The sequence below is a fragment of the Vibrio sp. R-1 genome, from assembly GCF_035615595.1.
Taxonomy (GTDB): Bacteria; Pseudomonadota; Gammaproteobacteria; order Enterobacterales; family Vibrionaceae; genus Vibrio; species Vibrio cholerae.
This window is the reverse complement of record NZ_WPDC01000024.1, coordinates 1-20677: the sequence shown is the minus strand read 5'-3', so window position 1 is coordinate 20677 and position 20677 is coordinate 1. Positions and strand designations below refer to the sequence as shown.

The 20677-nt window shown below is 49.9% G+C and carries 22 protein-coding genes; 21 read left to right on the top strand and 1 reads right to left on the bottom strand.

The features are described from left to right. The first annotated feature begins 6 nt into the window (after positions 1-6). From fliD to fliJ, 12 genes are all read left to right on the top strand, one after another. On the top strand, positions 7-2007 hold the full coding sequence (gene fliD / locus GOU96_RS07545; protein WP_113628539.1) for a flagellar filament capping protein FliD: 2001 nt from the start codon (positions 7-9) through the stop codon (positions 2005-2007). Between the two features lies 1 nt (position 2008). Then, positions 2009-2314 carry a flagellar protein FliT gene (locus tag GOU96_RS07540; protein WP_000387035.1) on the top strand — a complete coding sequence of 102 codons (306 nt, stop codon included), beginning with the start codon at positions 2009-2011 and terminating at the stop codon, positions 2312-2314. Between the two features lie 10 nt (positions 2315-2324). Next, positions 2325-2735 carry a flagellar export chaperone FliS gene (gene fliS / locus GOU96_RS07535; RefSeq protein WP_001214990.1) on the top strand — a complete coding sequence of 137 codons (411 nt, stop codon included), beginning with the start codon at positions 2325-2327 and terminating at the stop codon, positions 2733-2735. Positions 2736-2966: 231 nt separating this feature from the next. Beyond that, a complete protein-coding gene (locus GOU96_RS07530) occupies positions 2967-4433 on the top strand; it encodes a sigma-54 dependent transcriptional regulator (RefSeq protein WP_248363096.1) in 1467 nt (488 codons plus the stop codon). Between the two features lie 111 nt (positions 4434-4544). Continuing rightward, positions 4545-5600: a sensor histidine kinase gene (locus tag GOU96_RS07525; protein ID WP_001881834.1), complete on the top strand. Its 1056-nt coding sequence runs from the start codon at positions 4545-4547 to the stop codon at positions 5598-5600. Positions 5601-5602: 2 nt separating this feature from the next. Further along, a complete protein-coding gene (locus tag GOU96_RS07520; RefSeq protein WP_267782231.1) occupies positions 5603-7048 on the top strand; it encodes a sigma-54-dependent transcriptional regulator in 1446 nt (481 codons plus the stop codon). Positions 7049-7123: 75 nt separating this feature from the next. Continuing rightward, a complete protein-coding gene (gene fliE, locus GOU96_RS07515) occupies positions 7124-7435 on the top strand; it encodes a flagellar hook-basal body complex protein FliE (protein WP_001234824.1) in 312 nt (103 codons plus the stop codon). Between the two features lie 15 nt (positions 7436-7450). After that, the gene (fliF, locus tag GOU96_RS07510; RefSeq protein ID WP_000752737.1) at positions 7451-9193 is read left to right on the top strand and encodes a flagellar basal-body MS-ring/collar protein FliF; all 1743 of its coding nucleotides are present in this window, start codon (positions 7451-7453) and stop codon (positions 9191-9193) included. Continuing rightward, positions 9186-10232 carry a flagellar motor switch protein FliG gene (fliG, locus tag GOU96_RS07505; protein ID WP_001030038.1) on the top strand — a complete coding sequence of 349 codons (1047 nt, stop codon included), beginning with the start codon at positions 9186-9188 and terminating at the stop codon, positions 10230-10232. The genes fliF and fliG overlap by 8 nt, the downstream gene beginning before the upstream one ends. 92 nt (positions 10233-10324) lie before the next feature. Further along, positions 10325-11125 (top strand): flagellar assembly protein FliH, encoded by an 801-nt coding sequence (fliH, locus tag GOU96_RS07500; protein WP_057551492.1) that lies wholly within the window; start codon positions 10325-10327, stop codon positions 11123-11125. Between the two features lie 3 nt (positions 11126-11128). Continuing rightward, positions 11129-12448 carry a flagellar protein export ATPase FliI gene (gene fliI / locus GOU96_RS07495; RefSeq protein WP_000880262.1) on the top strand — a complete coding sequence of 440 codons (1320 nt, stop codon included), beginning with the start codon at positions 11129-11131 and terminating at the stop codon, positions 12446-12448. A gap of 14 nt (positions 12449-12462) precedes the next feature. Further along, on the top strand, positions 12463-12906 hold the full coding sequence (fliJ, locus tag GOU96_RS07490) for a flagellar export protein FliJ (protein ID WP_000367979.1): 444 nt from the start codon (positions 12463-12465) through the stop codon (positions 12904-12906). Positions 12907-12914: 8 nt separating this feature from the next. Here the strand turns inward: fliJ and GOU96_RS07485 are convergent, their stop codons facing one another. Then, positions 12915-13049 (bottom strand): hypothetical protein, encoded by a 135-nt coding sequence (locus tag GOU96_RS07485; RefSeq protein ID WP_001935464.1) that lies wholly within the window; start codon positions 13047-13049, stop codon positions 12915-12917. Between the two features lie 35 nt (positions 13050-13084). On the opposite strand from GOU96_RS07485, the gene GOU96_RS07480 reads away from it, so the two are divergent. From GOU96_RS07480 to flhB, 9 genes are all read left to right on the top strand, one after another. Further along, entirely contained in the window at positions 13085-15094 is a 2010-nt protein-coding gene (locus GOU96_RS07480) for a flagellar hook-length control protein FliK (RefSeq protein ID WP_174499962.1), read from the top strand. 34 nt (positions 15095-15128) lie between these two features. Next, positions 15129-15632: a flagellar basal body-associated protein FliL gene (fliL, locus tag GOU96_RS07475; protein ID WP_118088847.1), complete on the top strand. Its 504-nt coding sequence runs from the start codon at positions 15129-15131 to the stop codon at positions 15630-15632. 7 nt (positions 15633-15639) lie between these two features. Beyond that, positions 15640-16689 carry a flagellar motor switch protein FliM gene (gene fliM / locus GOU96_RS07470; RefSeq protein ID WP_000130769.1) on the top strand — a complete coding sequence of 350 codons (1050 nt, stop codon included), beginning with the start codon at positions 15640-15642 and terminating at the stop codon, positions 16687-16689. 70 nt (positions 16690-16759) lie between these two features. Then, positions 16760-17170: a flagellar motor switch protein FliN gene (fliN, locus tag GOU96_RS07465; protein ID WP_001129786.1), complete on the top strand. Its 411-nt coding sequence runs from the start codon at positions 16760-16762 to the stop codon at positions 17168-17170. 3 nt (positions 17171-17173) lie between these two features. After that, positions 17174-17563, top strand: a complete 390-nt coding sequence (fliO, locus tag GOU96_RS07460) for a flagellar biosynthetic protein FliO (RefSeq protein ID WP_001228179.1) — start codon at positions 17174-17176, stop codon at positions 17561-17563. Further along, entirely contained in the window at positions 17541-18440 is a 900-nt protein-coding gene (fliP, locus tag GOU96_RS07455; protein ID WP_001895169.1) for a flagellar type III secretion system pore protein FliP, read from the top strand. The genes fliO and fliP overlap by 23 nt, the downstream gene beginning before the upstream one ends. A 12-nt stretch (positions 18441-18452) precedes the next feature. Next, complete coding sequence (fliQ, locus tag GOU96_RS07450; protein ID WP_000187051.1) at positions 18453-18722, top strand: flagellar biosynthesis protein FliQ; 270 nt, start codon at positions 18453-18455, stop codon at positions 18720-18722. Between the two features lie 8 nt (positions 18723-18730). Beyond that, positions 18731-19513: a flagellar biosynthetic protein FliR gene (gene fliR / locus GOU96_RS07445; protein ID WP_000456297.1), complete on the top strand. Its 783-nt coding sequence runs from the start codon at positions 18731-18733 to the stop codon at positions 19511-19513. Between the two features lie 9 nt (positions 19514-19522). Next, positions 19523-20653 carry a flagellar biosynthesis protein FlhB gene (gene flhB / locus GOU96_RS07440; RefSeq protein ID WP_148516608.1) on the top strand — a complete coding sequence of 377 codons (1131 nt, stop codon included), beginning with the start codon at positions 19523-19525 and terminating at the stop codon, positions 20651-20653. The last annotated feature ends 24 nt before the right edge of the window (positions 20654-20677 follow it).

Sequence of the window (20677 nt, the reverse complement as noted above, 5' to 3'; positions counted from 1 at the left end):
GATTGAATGAGTTTAGGCCCGATGGGGATGAATACTGGCTTTGACATCAATGGCATGGTCAGCAAAATTGTCAGTGCGGAGCGCGTACCTAAGCAGCAACGCATTGACAATGAGCGCACCAACATTGACACCAGTATCAGCGCCTATGGTCGGCTCAGAGAGTCGCTGGATACGATGAAAAATCTGATGACCCAGTTTCGTCAGGAGAAGGCTTTTGCGGTACGCAAAGTCGACACCACTAACGAACAGGTTGTCTCCGCGACGGCCACCACGGAAGCTATTGCTGGCAACTACTCCGTCGATGTGTTACAGCTTGCTCAAAGCCATAAAATTGCGTCTGAAGTATTGGACAAAGACGCGAAATTTGGTCCGGGCAAGCTGCATATTTCATTGGGCGATAAGAGTTTTACGCTGGATGTGCAAGGTAACTCCAAGCTGGTTGATATTGTCCGTGGAATCAATGGTGAAAAATCCAATCCGGGCGTGCGAGCCTCCATCATCAATGATGTTGAAGGGCCGCGGCTGATCGTTGCCTCGAACGTGTCAGGCAAAGATCACAGCGTAAAAATGTCCGCTCAAGCGGAACCCGGTAATCCACTTAAGCAACTCGAATACAAAACTCTCGAACAGCGAGTTCGCGATTTAGAAAAAGCGCGTGCGCAAGCTCAGCAACTCATCGCCCCACTCACCCCTGAACAGCAAAAAGTCGCCGCCAAAGTTGCGGAAAAAATTGGCGATGCTGCTCGGCTGGTCGATCAAGAAGTCGCACAAGAAATTCGAAGTGCCGCACAAAGTGCACAAGGTGCGGCCGGAGAGGCGCTCAACGCTGGTGAGTTAACCGAGAGTGCGGTAAAAGCCGCGGCTAACGCCGCCAGTGAAGCCAAAAAATACATCAGGCCGGAAGACAGAATTCCGGGCTGGACAGAAACCGCGTCCGGTACCTTGCTCGATTCCTATTGGGAACCGGAAGAAGAACTCGACGCTCAAGGTCAAAAAAAGGCCGCTGACGTTCCCGGGTGGAGCAACACCGCATCCGGTACACTGCTTGATTCCTACATCACGCCGCAAGAAGCACAGCAAAAGCTAGAACAGAAATTAGCGCAAGAGAAAGCGCAGATTGAAGCGGCGATCCGCAGCGGAAAAATGACGCCAGAAGAAGCCAAAGCCCAAGCGCGCGCGAAACTTAGCCCAGAAGAGCGCGCCTACATTGAACAGGTCGAAAAAGCGCAAGCGGCCTTGAATGCGGCGCAAAGTGCCTTTGATGGCTACGGCGGCATGACCGAAGTGCAATCGGCGCAAGACTCTATGGTGGTGCTGGATGGGGTGGCGACCTTATCGAGCAATAACAACATCATCGAAAATGCGATCGAAGGGGTTAACTTAACCCTCAAAGGCAAAACCGATCGCAATCAGCCACCCGCGGAAATCGGCATTGAATATGACCGCGAACGAGTGCGTAACGACATTGAACAGTTTGTCGCGGCCTATAACCAGTTTTTCCAAACCAGTAAAGAGCTCGCGGGTGTTGATCCACGAACCGGACAAGCCGGCCCTTTAGCGGGTGACAGCATAGTTCGTAGCGCAGACTCACGATTAAAAACGGTCTTCTCATCGAGCATTGAGCAAGCGCCAGAAAACCTCAAATCACTGACTGAGTTTGGGATCACCACCACCCGACAAGGGACGCTAGAAATCAACTATGCTATGCTTGATCGCCAATTGAATAACAACTTCACTAAGCTGGGTGAGTTTTTTGGTGGCAATCAAGGCTTTGCTAAGCGGGTCGAAGATGCGATTTCGAGCATGACTGGGGTTACGGGTTCAATCCGTACCCGAGAAAAGAGCTTGAATGAACAGACTTACCGATTGGATGACGACCAACGTTCTCTCGACCGCCGGATGGAGAGTTTGGAAAAACGGACCCATGCGAAATTTAGTGCCATGCAAGATGCGACCAGCAAGATGCAATCGCAGTTAGCGGGCATGATGAACGCTTTAGGTGGTTAATGTGGAAGCAGAACTGCAACGTTTGAGTGATCTCGATCAACAAATCGCAACTCTTCTTGCGGAAGATGACATTCATACTGAAGATATTTTGCAGTTGGTCGATAACAGGGAACAGCTATTGCATAGCTTGTTAGGCTATTTGGCCGAGCACCCTGAATTGGCAAAGTCCGATTTATGGCTCAAGGCAATTGGTAATACTCAACAACTTGTGGAACAGATGCAGTTAAAAACGGCGGCGATGGGGCAAACACTCCACAAATATCGTCACGGAAATAAATCGGTTCAGCAATACAAAAAGTTTTTATAAGAGGAAGACTATGCGTGGTTCTTTACAGGCGTACAAAAAAGTATCAGTGGATAGCCAGCTAAGTGCGGCCTCACCGCATAAAATCGTCCAGATGTTAATGGCCGGAGCGATTGAGCGCCTGATCCAAGGTAAGGCGGCAATGCAGCAAGGTAACATCCCTGTGAAAGGCGAACGTTTAGGTAAAGCCTTGGATATCATCATTAGCCTACGCAGCTGCTTGTCGATGGAAGACGGTGGCGACATCGCCAAAAATCTCGATCAACTGTATGACTTTATGGTCAACCAAATTACTCAAGCGAACCATAAAAATGATCCGCAAATGCTCGATGATGTGATTGAGATCATCCGTGAAATAAAGTCAGCTTGGGATCAAATTCCACCGGAATATCACAACTTGACTGCCGCTGAAGTGGGTATTTGATTTCTGTCAGAGAAACTTTTAACAGATATCACACCCAGCAAATGCTTGGTTGCCTTATTTGCTGATTTAAATAGAATAGAAGCCACTAACTAGCCAAGTGGCTTTTTTTGTTGCTGATTTCCACAAATTGTCTATCGTTTATTCAGGATCCAGAATCAAAATTAACACCTGAAAATGATGTTCAAACGGTGCAACCACAACTTCTTATAATAAAGGCAAATAATCTCACCTATGCAGAGTTTAGCGAAACTACTTGTGATTGAGGACGATGCCGCGATCCGGCTCAATCTCAGTGTTATTTTAGAATTTGTAGGAGAGCAGTGTGAGGTCATTGAGTCTACTCAGATTGACCAAATCAATTGGTCGGCAGTGTGGGGTGGGTGCATTTTAGGCTCGCTACGTGGTCAAGCGCTTTCTGAACAATTAATCCAATCTTTAACCAAGGCTAACCATATTCCGTTGCTGGTTGCCAATAAGCAGCCTTATTCCTTAGAAGAATTCCCCAACTATGTGGGTGAGTTAGATTTTCCGCTCAACTATCCGCAGCTGAGCGATGCTTTGCGTCACTGTAAAGAATTTCTTGGGCGCAAAGGTTTTCAAGTCCTTGCGACCGCACGCAAAAACACCCTGTTTCGTAGCCTTGTTGGGCAAAGCATGGGGATCCAAGAAGTTCGCCACTTGATTGAGCAAGTCTCGACCACGGAAGCCAACGTACTGATCCTCGGTGAATCGGGCACGGGTAAAGAAGTGGTTGCGCGCAACATTCACTACCATTCAGGACGCCGTAATGGCCCTTTTGTCCCCATCAACTGTGGTGCAATCCCGGCTGAATTGCTGGAAAGTGAACTGTTTGGTCATGAAAAAGGGGCGTTTACCGGAGCGATTACCGCACGTAAAGGCCGTTTTGAACTGGCTGAAGGCGGCACACTCTTTTTAGATGAAATTGGCGATATGCCGATGAGCATGCAGGTTAAACTGCTGCGCGTGCTGCAAGAGCGCTGTTTTGAACGGGTGGGAGGCAACAGCACCATCAAAGCGAATGTGCGCGTGATTGCCGCAACGCACCGTAATTTGGAGGAGATGATTGACGGACAGAAATTTCGTGAAGATCTCTACTACCGCTTAAACGTGTTCCCGATTGAAATGCCCGCTCTGCGCGATCGGATTGATGACATTCCTTTGCTGTTACAAGAGCTGATGACTCGTATGGAAGCGGAAGGGGCGCAGCCCATCTGTTTCACGCCGCGTGCGATCAATTCGATGATGGAGCATGACTGGCCGGGTAATGTGCGTGAACTTGCCAACTTGGTTGAGCGTATGGTCATCCTGTATCCAAACAGTTTGGTTGATGTGAATCACCTGCCGACCAAATACCGTTACAGTGATATTCCGGAATTCCAGCCAGAGCCGAGTCGTTTTAGCTCGGTTGAGGAGCAAGAGCGTGATGTGTTGGAAGGCATTTTTGCAGAAGACTTTAATTTTGAAGAGCCGCAGGAATTTGTCCCTGATATGGATGCGCCGCAAGCGCTGCCACCTGAAGGGGTGAATCTCAAAGAGTTGCTCGCTGATTTAGAAGTGAACCTCATCAACCAAGCCTTAGAAGCGCAAGGGGGAGTAGTGGCGAGAGCGGCAGACATGCTCGGTATGCGTCGTACCACCTTGGTTGAGAAGATGCGCAAATACAACATGCAACGCTAGGGAAACCATAGTCAATATATTGGCATTGATTAACGTGTTGATTTTAAACATAAATGGCTTGGCATGACTCTTGCGTGCCAAGCCATTGTTGCATTTAAAAACAGAGAGTGAATGATGAGCAGCGCAGTGCAAGAGCAGCATTCCCATTTGGACTCGTTAGAAGATCAAGTTGAGCGCTATAAACAGGTATTGGATGTGATGCCCGCCGGGGTGATTTTGCTCGATACCCAAGGCATAGTGCGTGAAGCCAATCCAGAAGCGCAGCGTTTACTGGATGTACCACTCGTGGGTGAAAAATGGTACAGCGTGATCCAGATTGCTTTTGCCCCGCGTGACGATGATGGCCATGAAATCTCGCTGCGCAATGGACGCAAAGTGCGCTTGGCGATCTCCGCCTCGACAACGGGTCAGCTCATTTTGATCACCGACTTAACAGAAACTCGCCTATTGCAGTCACGGATCAGTGATCTGCAACGTCTCTCTTCCTTGGGACGCATGGTGGCGTCATTGGCTCACCAAGTGAGAACGCCATTGTCCAGTGCCATGCTGTATGCCGCAAATCTCGCAGCACCGAATTTACCGCCTGCTACTCGTGAGCGTTTTCAAAGTAAGTTGGTTGACCGACTGCACGATTTGGAAAAGCAAGTAAACGACATGCTGCTGTTTGCCAAAGGTGGCGATAACAAGGTGGTGATGCCCTTCTCGATTGGCGATTTGGCCGCCGAATTTATGCCTATGGTCGAAACGGCGCTGAAAAATAATCAGATTGATTACGGGCAAGAAGTCGAAAGTGAAGAGACCATGTTGCTGGGTAATGCCAATGCTTTGGCTTCCGCGCTGAGTAATTTGGTGATGAATGCGCTGCAAATTGCGGGGAAAGGCTCACAAATAGATGTGTTTTTCCGCCCAGTGAATGGCGAACTTAAAATTTCCGTGCAAGATAACGGCCCCGGTGTGCCAGAGTCGTTGCAGCACAAAATCATGGAACCCTTTTTCACCACTCGCTCACAAGGTACAGGCCTTGGCTTAGCAGTAGTGCAGATGGTGTGTCGCGCCCACGGTGGGCGGTTGGAACTGATATCCAAGGAGGGAGAGGGCGCTTGTTTTACCATGTGCATTCCCCTTGAACGTCAGGCAGATAGCTCAAACTCAGAGACTGGAGAGTGAAGATGGCTCAAAGCAAAGTCTTAATCGTAGAAGATGACGAAGGTCTTCGCGAAGCGTTGATCGACACCTTAGCTTTAGCGGGTTATGAGTGGCTGGAAGCCGATTGTGCAGAAGATGCCCTGCTCAAACTCAAATCACACAGTGTTGATATTGTGGTGTCTGATGTGCAAATGGCAGGCATGGGTGGACTCGCTCTGCTGCGCAGTATCAAACAGCACTGGCCGAACTTACCCGTACTGCTGATGACCGCTTACGCCAATATTCAAGATGCCGTATCCGCCATGAAAGATGGCGCGATTGACTACATGGCCAAGCCTTTTGCACCAGAAGTGCTGCTGAACATGGTCAGCCGTTACGCACCAGTAAAGTCAGATGACAACGGCGATGCTGTGGTCGCGGATACGAAAAGCCTCAAGTTGCTTGCCTTAGCCGATAAAGTGGCGAAGACCGATGCCAACGTGATGATTTTGGGGCCAAGCGGCTCAGGTAAAGAAGTGATGTCACGTTACATCCACAATGCCTCTCCTCGTAAAGAGGGGCCATTTATTGCGATTAACTGCGCGGCAATTCCTGACAACATGTTAGAAGCAACCCTATTCGGTTATGAAAAAGGCGCGTTTACCGGAGCCGTACAAGCGTGTCCCGGTAAGTTTGAACAAGCCCAAGGTGGCACCATTTTGCTCGATGAGATCAGCGAAATGGATCTCAATCTGCAAGCCAAACTGCTGCGGGTACTGCAAGAGCGTGAAGTGGAGCGCTTAGGGAGCCGCAAAAGCATCAAGCTCGATGTTCGCGTGCTCGCAACCAGTAACCGTGACTTGAAACAGTACGTGCAAGCTGGACATTTCCGTGAAGACTTGTACTACCGTTTGAATGTGTTCCCATTAACCTGGCCAGCCTTATGTGAGCGTAAAGACGATATTGAGCCGCTGGCTAACCATCTGATTGAGCGTCACTGCAAAAAGTTAGGTTTACCTGTACCAAGCATTGCGCCTAACGCCATTATTAAACTGCTGAATTACCCATGGCCGGGTAATGTGCGTGAGCTGGATAACGTCGTGCAGCGTGCTTTGATCTTAAGTGAAAACGGCCATATTCAAAGTGAGCACATTTTGCTGGAAGGGGTCGATTGGCACGATGCCAGCAGCTTACAGCAAGCGGTGGCGGGGGAGTCGATGGCTGCACCGCAGATCAAACCTGTTGCAGAGCCCGAACTGTTTAAGCCCTTAGTGCAAGGTAGTGGGCAAAATAGTAGTTCGCAAGGTTCAGGTTCAGGTTCAGGTTTGGGGGGTGAACTGCGCGACCAAGAGTTTGCGATTATTCTTGATACGTTGGCCGAATGTCAGGGACGCCGTAAAGAGATGGCGGAGAAGCTAGGTATTAGCCCACGCACTTTACGTTACAAACTCGCCAAAATGCGTGATGCAGGGATTGATATCCCCGGTTGAGGGCATGGCATACAAATTGCTCTTTAGAGTTAGGAATGGAATTTTTGAGTCAAACAATTGGCATCAGAGGTAGCAATGAGACTTGACGGTTTAAATAACGAAATGCAGGCGATGATGTTTGAGGCAATGAACACTCAGCCCGCATCGACAGGTCAGAAAGTTGGCGCTGACTTTGGTGCCATGTTGACCAAAGCGATCAACAACGTCAATGGCCTGCAAAAGACCTCAAGTGATATGCAGACGCGTTTTGATCGTGGCGATGAAGGGATTTCTCTTTCTGATGTGATGATCGCCCGTAATAAATCGAGTGTGGCGTTTGAAGCGACCATTCAAGTACGCAATAAGCTCGTCGAAGCGTACAAAGAACTGATGAATATGCCAGTATAACTTGGGTAATAGACTGTGGCCGATGATAAACAAACAACCGATCTCGCGTTGACCAATAGTGGTGGTGAGCATGCCTTGATGGCAGGCTCTGATATGGACCACGACACGCAGAATCCGGACATCAACGAAAAAAGTAGCAAAATGGACTTTACCGTTGGTGATCTCGATTTATTGCGCCAAGTGGTACTGGTACTGTCTATTTCAATCTGCGTTGCCCTTATCGTCATGCTGTTCTTCTGGGTACGTGAGCCGGATATGCGTCCGCTGGGTGCTTACGAAACCGAAGAACTGATCCCAGTCTTGGATTACCTCGATCAACAGAAACAGCAATACAAACTTGATGGCAATACCATTTTGGTGCCTGTCAGTGATTACAACAGCCTCAAACTCTCCATGGTACGCGCGGGATTAAACCAAAACCGTCAGGCTGGCGACGAGATTCTGATGCAGGATATGGGCTTTGGGGTATCACAGCGTCTTGAACAAGAACGCCTCAAGCTGAGCCGTGAACGTCAACTCGCGAAAGCGATTGAAGAAATGCGCCAAGTTAACAAAGCTCGCGTATTGCTTGCATTGCCAAAGCAGAGTGTGTTTGTTCGTCATAACCAAGAAGCGTCAGCGTCTGTGTTCTTGACGGTACGCACGGGAGCCAATCTTAAACAAGAAGAGATTGATGCCGTGGTCGACATGGTGGCCAGTGCGGTGCCGGGCATGAAACCGAGCCGGGTTACGGTGACCGATCAGCATGGTCGTTTGCTCAGCTCAGGCTCACAAGATCCCGTTTCTGCAGCTCGCCGTAAAGAGCAAGAGCTGGAGAAACAACAAGAAGAAGCCCTGCGTGGAAAAATTGACTCGGTACTGATCCCGATCCTTGGTTTAGGTAATTACACCGCGCAGGTGGATATCGAACTCGATTTCAGTGCAGTAGAGCAGACTCGTAAAGTGTTTGACCCCAACACGCCAGCCACACGCAGTGAATACACACTGGAAGATTACAATAACGGTAACGTTGTCGCAGGGGTGCCGGGCGCTCTTAGCAACCAACCTCCCGCCGATGCCTCAATTCCGCAAGATGTAGCACAGATGAAAGATGGCTCGGTCATGGGGCAAGGGTCAGTGCATAAAGAAGCGACACGTAACTATGAACTTGATACCACCATCAGCCATGAGCGTAAGCAATCAGGGGTGATTAACCGTCAGACTGTAGCGGTGGCCGTCAAGAGTCGTTCCAGCGTCAATCCTGATACTGGCGAAGTGACTTACACGCCACTCAGTGAAGCGGACCTCAACTCAATTCGTCAGGTTCTGATCGGCACCGTAGGCTATAGTGAAAATCGTGGAGATTTACTGAATGTCCTCAGCATGCCGTTTGCTGAACCCGAAATGGAACAAATTGTTGATGTCCCAATTTGGGAACATCCAAACTTCAACGATTGGGTTCGTTGGTTCGCCAGTGCCTTGGTTATCATCATCGTCATTTTGGTGCTAGTACGTCCAGCGATGAAGAAACTTATCAACCCAGCGGCGGATGACGATGACCAAATGTACGGCCCAGACGGTATGCCAATTGGCGCGGATGGTGAGACAAGCCTCATCGGCAGCGATATTGATGGCGGTGAGTTGTTCGAATTTGGTTCAGGCATTGATCTGCCGAATCTTCACAAGGATGAGGACGTGCTGAAAGCAGTACGTGCCTTGGTGGCAAACGAGCCAGAACTCGCGGCTCAAGTAGTGAAGAACTGGATGCAAAATGGCTAAAGACAAGAAAGATGGTGGAGAAGTGGTCGAATCAACCATTGATATCAGTGAAATTCCCGGTGAAGAAAAAGCAGCCATTTTGCTGCTCAGTTTGAATGAAGAAGATGCCGCAGGCATCATTCGCCACCTCGAGCCTAAACAGGTACAGAGGGTGGGTAGTGCCATGGCACGCGCCAAAGACTTAAGCCAAACCAAAGTGTCAGCGGTGCATCGTGCCTTTTTGGAAGATATTCAAAAATACACCAACATTGGTATGGGCAGTGAAGACTTCCTACGTAATGCTCTGGTTGCGGCGTTGGGGGCGGATAAAGCCAACAACTTGGTGGATCAAATTCTGCTTGGTACCGGCTCGAAAGGTCTGGATTCACTAAAATGGATGGATCCGCGCCAAGTGGCGAGCATTATTATCAACGAGCACCCGCAGATCCAAACCATCGTATTGTCGTACCTTGAGCCGGATCAATCGGCCGAGATTTTGGCGCAGTTTGCTCAGCGTGACGCTCTCGATTTGTTGATGCGTATCGCCAACTTGGAAGAAGTACAGCCTTCAGCGCTGGCCGAGTTGAACGAAATCATGGAGAAACAGTTCGCGGGTCAAGCAGGGGCACAAGCGGCCAAAATTGGTGGCTTGAAAGCTGCTGCCGACATCATGAACTATCTGGACAACAACATCGAAAGCGTATTGATGGAAGGAATGCGCGAAAAAGACGAAGACTTGGCAACTCAGATCCAAGATTTGATGTTTGTGTTTGAGAACTTGGTCGAAGTCGACGATCAAGGTATCCAAAAATTGCTGCGTGATGTTCCGCAAGATGTCTTGCAAAAAGCCCTCAAAGGGGCAGACGATACGCTGCGCGAGAAGATCTTCAAGAACATGTCGAAACGTGCTGCTGAGATGATGAAAGACGATTTGGAGGCGATGCCACCGATCAAAGTGTCCGATGTGGAAGCGGCTCAGAAAGAGATCTTGTCTATCGCTCGTCGTATGGCCGACAACGGCGAGATCATGCTGGGCGGCGGTGCCGACGAATTCTTATAATCAAGTGGGATCGGTGTAAGCCGATCCTATTTCCTTCGATGCATTATTTTGATGAACGTTAAACAAAACTTGCTGCATGATTGAGGATCACAATGTCTGGTGAAAGAAAGCGTGGTTTTATTCGCCCGGGTACAGATGATGCGACGGTCACACCTCAACGTTGGGGGCTGCCGGATTACGGTGCGGAAAGTAACAAAGCGGCTAAACAGACTGCGTTTAATTACGATCCGGGCTGGATCCCAAACTTTGACGAACCGGAGCAGGTCGTCGAGCACGAATTCAGTGAAGAAGAGATTGCACTGATCCGCACTGCCGCTCAACAAGAGGGCTTTGAGGCAGGGCAAGCAGAAGGCTATCAGCAAGGCTTTGAACAAGGTAAGGCTGAAGGTTTCCAAGCCGGTCATCAAGAAGGGCAAACGCAAGGTTATCAAGATGGCGTTGCCGAAGGGCAATCCTTAATTCAAGAACAAGTCAAAACCTTTATGGCGCTGGCGAACCAGTTTGCTCAACCCCTTGATCTGCTTAATGCTCAGGTCGAAAAGCAGCTAGTGGACATGGTACTCGCGTTGACCAAAGAAGTGGTGCACGTTGAAGTGCAAACCAATCCACAAGTGATCCTCGATACCGTCAAAGCTTCAGTCGAAGCGCTGCCGATTGCAGGGCACGCGATTACTCTCAAACTCAATCCAGAAGATGTAGAGATCATTCGCCAAGCCTACGGTGAGCAAGAAATCGAAACCCGTAACTGGACGCTACTCAGCGAGCCTGCCTTAAGTCGCGGCGATGTACAGATTGAAGCGGGTGAGTCGAGCGTCAGCTATCGGATGGAAGAGCGGATCCGCAGCGTGCTGAAAAGCTTCTGCGGTATCAACCGTCACCATCCGGGAGAGTAGCCGATGTTAGCGTTAGCCGATCGCCTTGCCCAATACAAAGTCGAAGGACACACCACCCGACCCATGGCTTCGGGAAAGTTGGTGCGTGTTGTGGGTTTGACGCTGGAAGCCACAGGTTGTAAAGCACCCGTCGGAAGTTTGTGTAAAGTCGAAACCATGAACGGCGAGATGGAAGCCGAAGTGGTGGGCTTTTCTGGCGATAACCTCTTTTTGATGCCTAGTGAACAGATCATCGGTGTCCTTCCCGGAGCCAAAGTGACTCCTATCACGACCGAATCAGGCCTGCCTGTCGGTATGGAACTGCTGGGGCGCGTGATTGATGGCGTGGGTAATCCGCTTGATGGTTTAGGTCCGATTTATACCGATCAACGCGCTTCACTTAACGCTATGCCGATTAATCCACTGGCACGTAAACCGATCAACGAACCTTTGGATGTTGGCATCAAGGCAATTAACGGTTTACTAACGGTCGGTAAAGGACAACGGATTGGCTTGTTTGCCGGTTCCGGTGTCGGTAAATCGGTCACGCTCGGCATGATGACCCGAGGCACCACAGCGCAAGTCGTGGTGGTTGGGTTGATTGGTGAGCGGGGACGCGAAGTCAAAGAATTTATCGAAGAGATCCTCGGCGTAGATGGCCGCCAGCGCTCCGTGGTGGTGGCTGCTCCTGCTGATTCCTCACCGCTGATGCGTTTAAAAGGGTGCCAAACGGCTCTGACTATTGCCGAGTATTTTCGCGATCAAGGTTTGGATGTGCTGCTGTTGATGGATTCACTCACGCGTTTTGCGCAAGCGCAGCGTGAGATTGCTCTGTCCGTCGGAGAACCCCCAGCGACCAAAGGTTATCCGCCATCGGTTTTTGCCAAACTACCGGCACTGGTTGAGCGCGCTGGTAATGGCGGCCCACACCAAGGTTCGATCACCGCATTTTTCACCGTATTGACCGAAGGGGATGACTTACAAGATCCGATTGCGGATGCCTCGCGCGCGATCTTGGATGGTCATATCGTGTTATCGCGGGAAATGGCCGATGCAGGACACTATCCGGCGATTGATGTCGAAAAATCCGTCAGCCGGGTTATGCCACAAATCACCACCGATGAGCATTTACTGATGTCGAAAGCGGTTCGGCAGATCCTTTCCGTGTGTCGTAAGAATCAAGACTTAGTCTCGATTGGTGCCTACAAACCGGGCACCGACAAAGCGATTGATGCGGCTTTCACCCTCAAACCGAAATTGGATCAGTACTTGCAGCAAGCCATGAAAGAAACCGTGCCTTATGACATGTGCGTCAACATGCTGCGCCATGTACTCAGCTCATAACTTGGAGCATTGAAATGGATAACGCGTTAGATTTCTTGCTCGAACAAGCTCAGGAAAGCGAAGACAAAGCGGTGTTGGCGCTCAGTAAAGCGCGAAGCGAGCTGGATAGTTACTACCACCAACTGCGTCAAATTGAACAGTACCGCTTAGAGTATTGTCAGCAGTTGGTGGAGCGCGGCAAATCAGGATTAACCGCCAGCCAATATGGTCACCTCAACCGATTTCTCACTCAGCTCGATGAAACCTTAGCCAAACAAAAAAGCGCTGAGCAGCATTTTCGTCTGCAAGTTGAAAACTGCGAACAGCACTGGATGAACATGCGTCAAAAACGGAAATCTTATCAATGGCTGATGGAGAAAAAACAAACCGAACGTCAGTTATTACAAGAAAAACGCGAACAGAAACAGATGGATGAATTTTCGACCCTGATGTTCAATCGCCGCCGTCTCTCCTCATAAGGCGTAGTTTAAACGTCGTATCGCGGCGCGAGCTTCTCCTCCTCGGATGCAATAAAACCTTCACTTGGCTTACTTCTTGCTAGATTTTCGCAAAAGGGCGTTAACCCCAAGCTGTTACTGATGAGTTGATCTGCGCAGATCATGCTCAGACTTCAATTCCACTGTGCGAGTAGCGAATATGAATGTGAATCTCACCCCTCCGGTTGAACCGAGTAAAATAGCTCCAACGGCAAAAAGTAGCGCAGTCAGTACGGATGCCGCGGCGACGGAGTCCTCTGGTGGTTTTTTTGCGCAGTTACACGCTCTTATTTTCGGCAGCAAAACCGCTTCAGATGCCCCCGCTACCAGTGTGACTCAGAATGAAGGTGACACCGAAGCGCCAGTGAATACAGAGGCATCCCTAGAGGCTGATAGTGATGCCGCTTTAATGGCAGAGATGGATGAAGCTTTGTTTAGCGCCAGCGAAGTGGAGGCGGCCAGTGAGGAAAGCTTGCCAGTCGATGTCATAAAATCTGCTCAGAAAGCGCCATCATTAGAGAAAGGTGAAGCGACTTCCACCAAAGTGGTACCAGTCAAGCAAGATGAACTAGGTGCAAATGCGCCCATACCGGCCTCGCTCGCCAAATGGGTGACGAATGCGGAGTCCATCGATGACCAGCCTGTGAGTGGTGAGTTACAACGCAAAACTGCACAGGCGATGAGTGAGGGGGATGAATTATTGGGGCGTTTGCAAGAGGCGAACCAAGCGCTCATCAAAACCAACGGCAAAATTTTGCCAGCGCAGCATGGCCAAGCATTGGACTCACAACATCCCGACGGAATACGGAACGCGACGCCGCCTGAAGAGGTTTTACCGATTGAATCTGCCACGGCAATCTCCAATCGTGCTCTGTCTACCAGTGCTGACCTTGATGCTGCCGTCTCAGACTCGGCTGCTACTGAAGATGAAATAGCACAAGATGAATGGATGGCGAGCGCTCTGATGGGCGGCGCATTAGTAGGCGGATTGTCAGGTGCTTCATTGGCGGCGGCAAACACTGTGCACGCTGAACCGGTTGAGGGGGCAATGCTTGAGGGAATGCCGCTGACACAGACTTTCGCTAATACCGCGGCTTTGGCAAGCCCAAGCGCCGAAGTGAGTGAGGCTCTTGCGGCTTCAAGTCAAGCGCTGAAAGCGACGCCATTGACTCAATCAGCGCTCAATCCTGCATCAATCATGGCTGATGAAGGGCTTAATCAGTCAACTTCTGCAACAGAAACGGGCAAAGTGGTGATTCCTTGGGGCACACAAATGCCGACTGACAATGAGTTGGCTGCGCTGACACCAGAGCTGAAAGCCATGCTCGAAGAAGGGGGTAAAGCGAAAGCGCCTGTTCCTAATGCGCTGGCTCAGTTAGTCGCACAAGGGTTAACGCCAGCCCATTTAGCGGCGCAGCAAACGGGCACCACGGCGCTGCCAATGAATCCCACGGCGGCGACGCCTATCGATATAGCGGCACTAGCGCCTCAAACCGTAGCGGTCAATCCAATGTTAAATCCTGCCGCGACGGTGAATCCTGAGCTTGCCGCCAGCTCTGCCATGCTGGCAGCATTAGGTGGCCGAGCTTTAGCGGGCAGTGACGAACGTCGTGCGGTCAGTGAATCAGGACAAGAAGGCTTAGCCCAGCAAATCGCAGCGGCAGCAGGACAAGGTACGGCACAAAACCAAGCTCTCAACCGCGCTGAGTCGCAACTGGTACAAACCAATGCTACCCCTGTTCCACTGAATAAAGAGATGGCTGCCGATCAGTTGGCTGAACGTGTGCAGATGATGATGTCGAAGAACTTGAAAAATATTGATATTCGGCTGGATCCACCGGAATTGGGACGGATGCATATTCGCATGAACATGCAAGGTGATGGCGCGACAGTGCATTTCACCGTCGCGAACCAACATGCCCGTGAGGCATTAGAACAAACCATGCCAAGGCTGCGTGAAATGTTGGCGCAGCAAGGCGTCCAATTGGGCGATACCTCGGTTCAGCAGCAAAGTGCAGGACAACAGCAGCGTTATACAGGACAAGAGCAGTCTGGTTTTGGTCAAAGCGCACGCAATGAAAGGCTCAATAGCGAAGAAAACCTTGATACTGACATCAAACTTGATTTGAATGTGGCAACAAAGCGTGATGGAATCAGTTATTACGCTTAAACTTATACAAAATTAACCACATACAGAGGCAATTATGGCCGAAGAAGATCTAGGAACAGAAGCTCCCAAAGGGAAAAAGAAACTGTTGATCATTATTATCGCCGCCGTGGTGTTACTGGCTGGCGGTGGTGGTGCCGCATTTTTCATGATGGGTTCAGGTGGCGACGAAGCCGCTGCGGGCGCAGAGCAGAAAACCGAACAGGTCGCCGCTCCGACCGATCCGGTGTCTTACGTCAATATTGCTCAGCCGTTTGTGTTTAATGTCACTGGGGATGCTAAAGATCGCTTAGTGCAAATCAAAGTCCAATTAATGGTGCGTGGCAGCGAAAATGAAAACCTTGCACGTTACCACTCGCCTTTAGTGGAAAGCTCGCTGCTGGCGACTTTTGCATCAGCAACGGTGGAGCAATTGCGCACCCCCAATGGCCGTATTGAGCTGCGTGATAAAGCCACCGATGACATCAAAGCCGCACTCAACCAAGCTGTGGGCAAACCCGTTATTGAAAAAGTGCTGTTTACCGACTTTGTAATGCAATAGGTGAAATGTGACTGATTTATTAAGCCAAGACGAAATCGATGCGCTGCTTCATGGCGTTGACAGCGTCGATGAGGAAGAAGAGGAATTACCCAAATCGGGCCCCAGTGCTGCGAATTTTGATTTTTCTTCCCAAGATCGTATCGTCCGGGGTCGAATGCCGACTCTGGAGCTTATCAATGAACGTTTTGCTCGCCATCTGCGCATCAGTCTGTTCAACATGCTGCGTAAAACCGCAGAAGTGTCGATCAACGGCGTGCAGATGATGAAGTTTGGTGAATACCAAAATACCTTATATGTTCCTACCAGTTTGAACATGGTGCGTTTTCGTCCACTCAAGGGGACGGCCTTGGTGACCATGGAAGCGCGTTTGGTGTTTATTCTGGTGGAAAACTTCTTCGGCGGCGATGGCCGTTATCATGCGCGAATTGAGGGGCGTGAATTTACCCCAACCGAACGGCGGGTTATTCAACTGCTGCTCAAAATCGTGTTTGCCGACTACAAAGAAGCGTGGTCGCCCGTCATGGGGGTGGAGTTTGAATACCTCGATTCCGAAGTGAACCCGAGCATGGCGAACATCGTCAGCCCAACCGAAGTGATTGTCGTCAGTTCCTTCCACGTTGAAGTGGACGGTGGCGGTGGCGATTTCCACATGGTTATGCCGTATTCGATGGTAGAACCGATCCGTGAACTGCTGGATGCGGGTGTACAGTCGGATAAAATGGAAACCGACGTGCGCTGGAGTACGGCTCTGCGCGAAGAGATCATGGATGTGCCAGTCAATTTCCGAGTGAACTTACTGGAAATGGATATTGCGCTGCGGGATTTGATGGAGTTGCAAGTGGGGGATGTCATCCCAATAAAAATGCCAGAACATGCGGTGATGTTTATTGAAGAGCTGCCAACGTATCGTGTGAAAATGGGGCGCTCCGGTGAAAAACTCGCAGTACAAGTTTCTGAGAAAATCAAACGTCCAGATGTAGTGAAAACGGATCTCGCGTTCCTTGGTAAAGACATCATTGCTGAGTTTGAAAACGCAGAAGAAGATGAAATCGAATAATCCGTTTTACGACGTCGGGATGAGCTCTCGATAGTGACGGATAATGAAAAGAACCAATAGGTAGTTGAAGATGGCAAAAAGCGAAGATGAAAGACTAGCCGAAGAGTGGGCGGCCGCACTGGGGGAAGACCCTAATGCGCCTGATATTGATGTGGATGAAATCTTAGCCGCACCACTTGAAGAGCTGAAAAACACGGCGCCCCCAATTACGGATGACGAGCGCCGTAAGCTCGATACCATTATGGATATTCCGGTGACCATCTCGATGGAAGTCGGGCGCTCTAAAATCAGCATTCGTAACCTGCTGCAATTGAACCAAGGTTCGGTGGTGGAGTTGGATAGGATTGCCGGTGAGTCACTTGATGTGATGGTTAACGGCACGCTGATTGCGCATGGCGAAGTCGTGGTGGTGAACGATAAGTTTGGTATCCGCCTCACCGACGTGATAAGTCAAACCGAACGTATCAAGAAATTGAGATAGCCAATGCGAAAATTGGCGGCTCTGTTTCTCATCCCTGTCCCCGGGTTGGCTGCCACCAGCAGCCAACTGGATTTAGCGACCACCTTGGGGTCGCTTTTATTCGTTATCGCTCTGATACTGCTACTGGCTTGGTTACTCAAACGCATGCGTGTGCCTGCTTTCGGTCAGCAAAAAGGGCTGAGTATCATCAAACAATTACCCGTTGGCACCCGAGAGCGGGTGATGATCATCCAAGTGGGCGAAGAGCAGTATTTGATTGGGGTGACTACTCAGTCAATTCAATTGCTGGCCAAACTCGATAATCCACTCATACAGGAGGAGCTGCCGGCAACCGCCTTTTCTAACCAGTTGATGCAGCTACTGAAAAAACATGAAACGGACTCAAAGACTTAATTTAACCTCTTGGTTGACGATAGGATTACTCACTTGGCTGCTTTCGGGGTTGCTTGGTTTTACCTCGCTCGCTTTTGCCGAAGAGCCACTGAATACCGCAATTCCATCCACCGCTGCCGGAGCTTCCTCTGTCACTGTGACGGCGCTAGAAAAAGAGCAGGGGAATGCCAAAACTATCGCGTTAGGCAGTAGCAGTGGTGGCGGTGGAATTCCGGCATTTACTATGACCACCAATTCCGATGGCAGCGAAGATTACTCGATAAACCTGCAAATTCTGGCACTGATGACCATGCTCGGCTTCTTGCCAGCCATGGTGATTTTAATGACGTCCTTCACCCGCATCGTGGTGGTGATGTCTATTCTGCGTCAAGCGATGGGTTTGCAACAAACCCCGTCCAACCAAGTGATTATCGGTATTGCGCTGTTTCTGACCTTTTTCATTATGGCGCCAGTATTTAACCAGATTAATGAACAAGCGGTGCAGCCTTATCTCAATGAGCAGATCACCGCACGCCAAGCGTTTGATTTAGCGCAAGAGCCACTCAAAGCCTTTATGCTCAAGCAGACCCGAGTCAACGATCTCGAAACTTTTGTGGAAATGTCCGGCGCACAAGTGACCGCGCCTGAGCAAGTGTCGATGGCGGTACTGATCCCTGCTTTTATCACCTCTGAGTTAAAAACGGCCTTCCAAATCGGCTTTATGCTGTTTTTGCCTTTTTTGATCATTGACTTAGTTGTGGCCTCAGTGCTCATGGCCATGGGTATGATGATGCTTTCGCCCATGATTGTCTCTTTACCGTTTAAATTGATGTTGTTCGTGTTGGTGGATGGTTGGAACCTTATCCTGTCGACCTTGGCGGGCAGTTTTGCCTTGTAGCAGGGAGGGCACATGACACCAGAGATATTTGTTGAGCTGTTTAAAGAGTCACTCTGGCTGGTACTGATCATGGTGTGTGCCATCATCATTCCTAGCTTATTGGTGGGTTTGGTCGTCGCCATTTTTCAGGCGGCCACCTCGATTAACGAACAGACGCTGAGCTTTTTGCCTCGTCTTATCATTACCTTATTAGCACTGATGTTTTTTGGGCACTGGATGACACAAATCCTGATGGACTTTTTCTACAGCATGATTGAACGCATGCCGCAGGTTCTGTACTAGGAGTCCTTATGGAATATCCCGCCAGTGTCGTCCTTGATTTCATTGCCAACTACTTCTGGCCGTACACGCGTATTGCGGCCATGTTGATGGTGATGACGGTCACAGGTGCGCGCTTTGTGCCTGCGCGGGTACGTCTCTACTTAGGGTTAGCGCTCACTTTTGCGGTGATGCCCGCGATTCCTGCGGTTCCTTCCGATATTGCCTTGCTTTCGCTACAAGGATTCATGATCACCTTCGAACAGATTGTGATCGGTGTGGCGATGGGCATGGTCACCCAGTTTTTGGTGCAAATCTTTGTCATGCTCGGTCAAATCCTCGGTATGCAATCGAGCTTAGGTTTTGCCTCCATGGTCGACCCCGCTAACGGACAAAACACTCCGCTACTCGGTCAGCTTTTTATGTTACTGGCCACGCTGTTTTTCCTTGTCAGTGATGGCCATTTGAAAATGATCCAACTGGTCGTCTTCAGTTTTAAAAGTTTACCGATTGGCAGCGGCTCACTGACGACGGTGGATTTTCGTGAGTTAGCGCTGTGGCTCGGTATCATGTTTAAAGCATCATTGGCCGTCTCACTGTCGGGCATTATTGCACTGTTAACCGTGAACCTCTCCTTTGGGGTAATGACACGTGCGGCGCCGCAGCTCAACATTTTCTCGCTCGGTTTTTCGTTTGCGCTCTTGGTGGGGTTATTGCTCTGTTGGTACATCGTCCACGGTTTGTACACCCATTACGATATTTATTGGCAAGAGGCGGAAGAGCAAGTTTGCCGTCTCATTCGCTTAAACTGTTAGGAGGCTGATTTGGCAGAATCCGACGGACAAGAAAGGACTGAAGAAGCCACGCCCCGAAGGTTGCAGCAGGCCAAGGAAAAAGGCCAAGTTGCGCGTTCGAAGGAGTTGGCTTCTGTCTCGGTATTGGTAGTAGGTGCGGTTTCCTTGATGTGGTTTGGCGAGATCTTGGCCAAAGGATTGATGGTGGCCATGCAGCGCCTTTTTGAGCTAAGCCGTGAAGAGATTTTCGATCTTGGTAAGCTGTTTGACATCATTGGTGGCTCACTAGTCAACCTGCTGTTGCCCTTGCTCATGATCCTGACCACCTTGTTTATCGCTGCCTTAATCGGTGCGGCGGTGGTCGGTGGGATCAGTTTTTCCGCTGAAGCGGCGATGCCTAAGCTGTCGAAAATGAATCCGCTCAGTGGCTTAAAGCGAATGTTTGGTATGCAAAGCTGGGTCGAGCTGCTCAAATCCATCTTGAAAGTGTTGCTGGTGTCTGGCGTCGCCTTTTATCTGATTGAAGCTTCGCAAAAGGATCTGTTCCAGCTCAGTCTTGATGTGTATCCGCAAAACATCTTTCATGCGCTGGATATTCTGCTCAACTTTGTGTTGCTGATCAGTTGTTCGTTACTGGTGGTGGTGGCGATTGATATTCCATTCCAGATTTGGCAGCACGCTGAACAACTAAAAATGACCAAACAGGAAGTCAAAGACGAGTACAAAGACACCGAAGGTAAACCAGAGGTGAAAGGGCGCATTCGTATGTTGCAACGTGAAGCGGCGCAGCGACGTATGATGGCTGCACTGCCACAGGCCGATGTCATCATCACTAACCCTGAGCACTTTTCGGTAGCACTGCGTTATAAGCAGAACACCGATAAAGCGCCGGTGGTGATAGCCAAAGGTGTCGATCATATGGCACTCAAGATCCGTGAAATCGCGCGGGAATATGACATTGCGATTGTTCCTGCACCGCCCTTAGCACGCGCCTTGTACCACACGACCGAGCTGGAGCAGCAAATTCCGGATGGCCTATTTGTGGCCGTCGCTCAAGTGTTGGCATTTGTGTTCCAGCTTAAACAGTATCGCCGCAAAGGTGGTCAGCGACCGAAACTCAATGAGGAGAGTATGCCGATCCCACCGGATATGCGTTACTAACTATCCCCTGCCTACTTGAAGCTG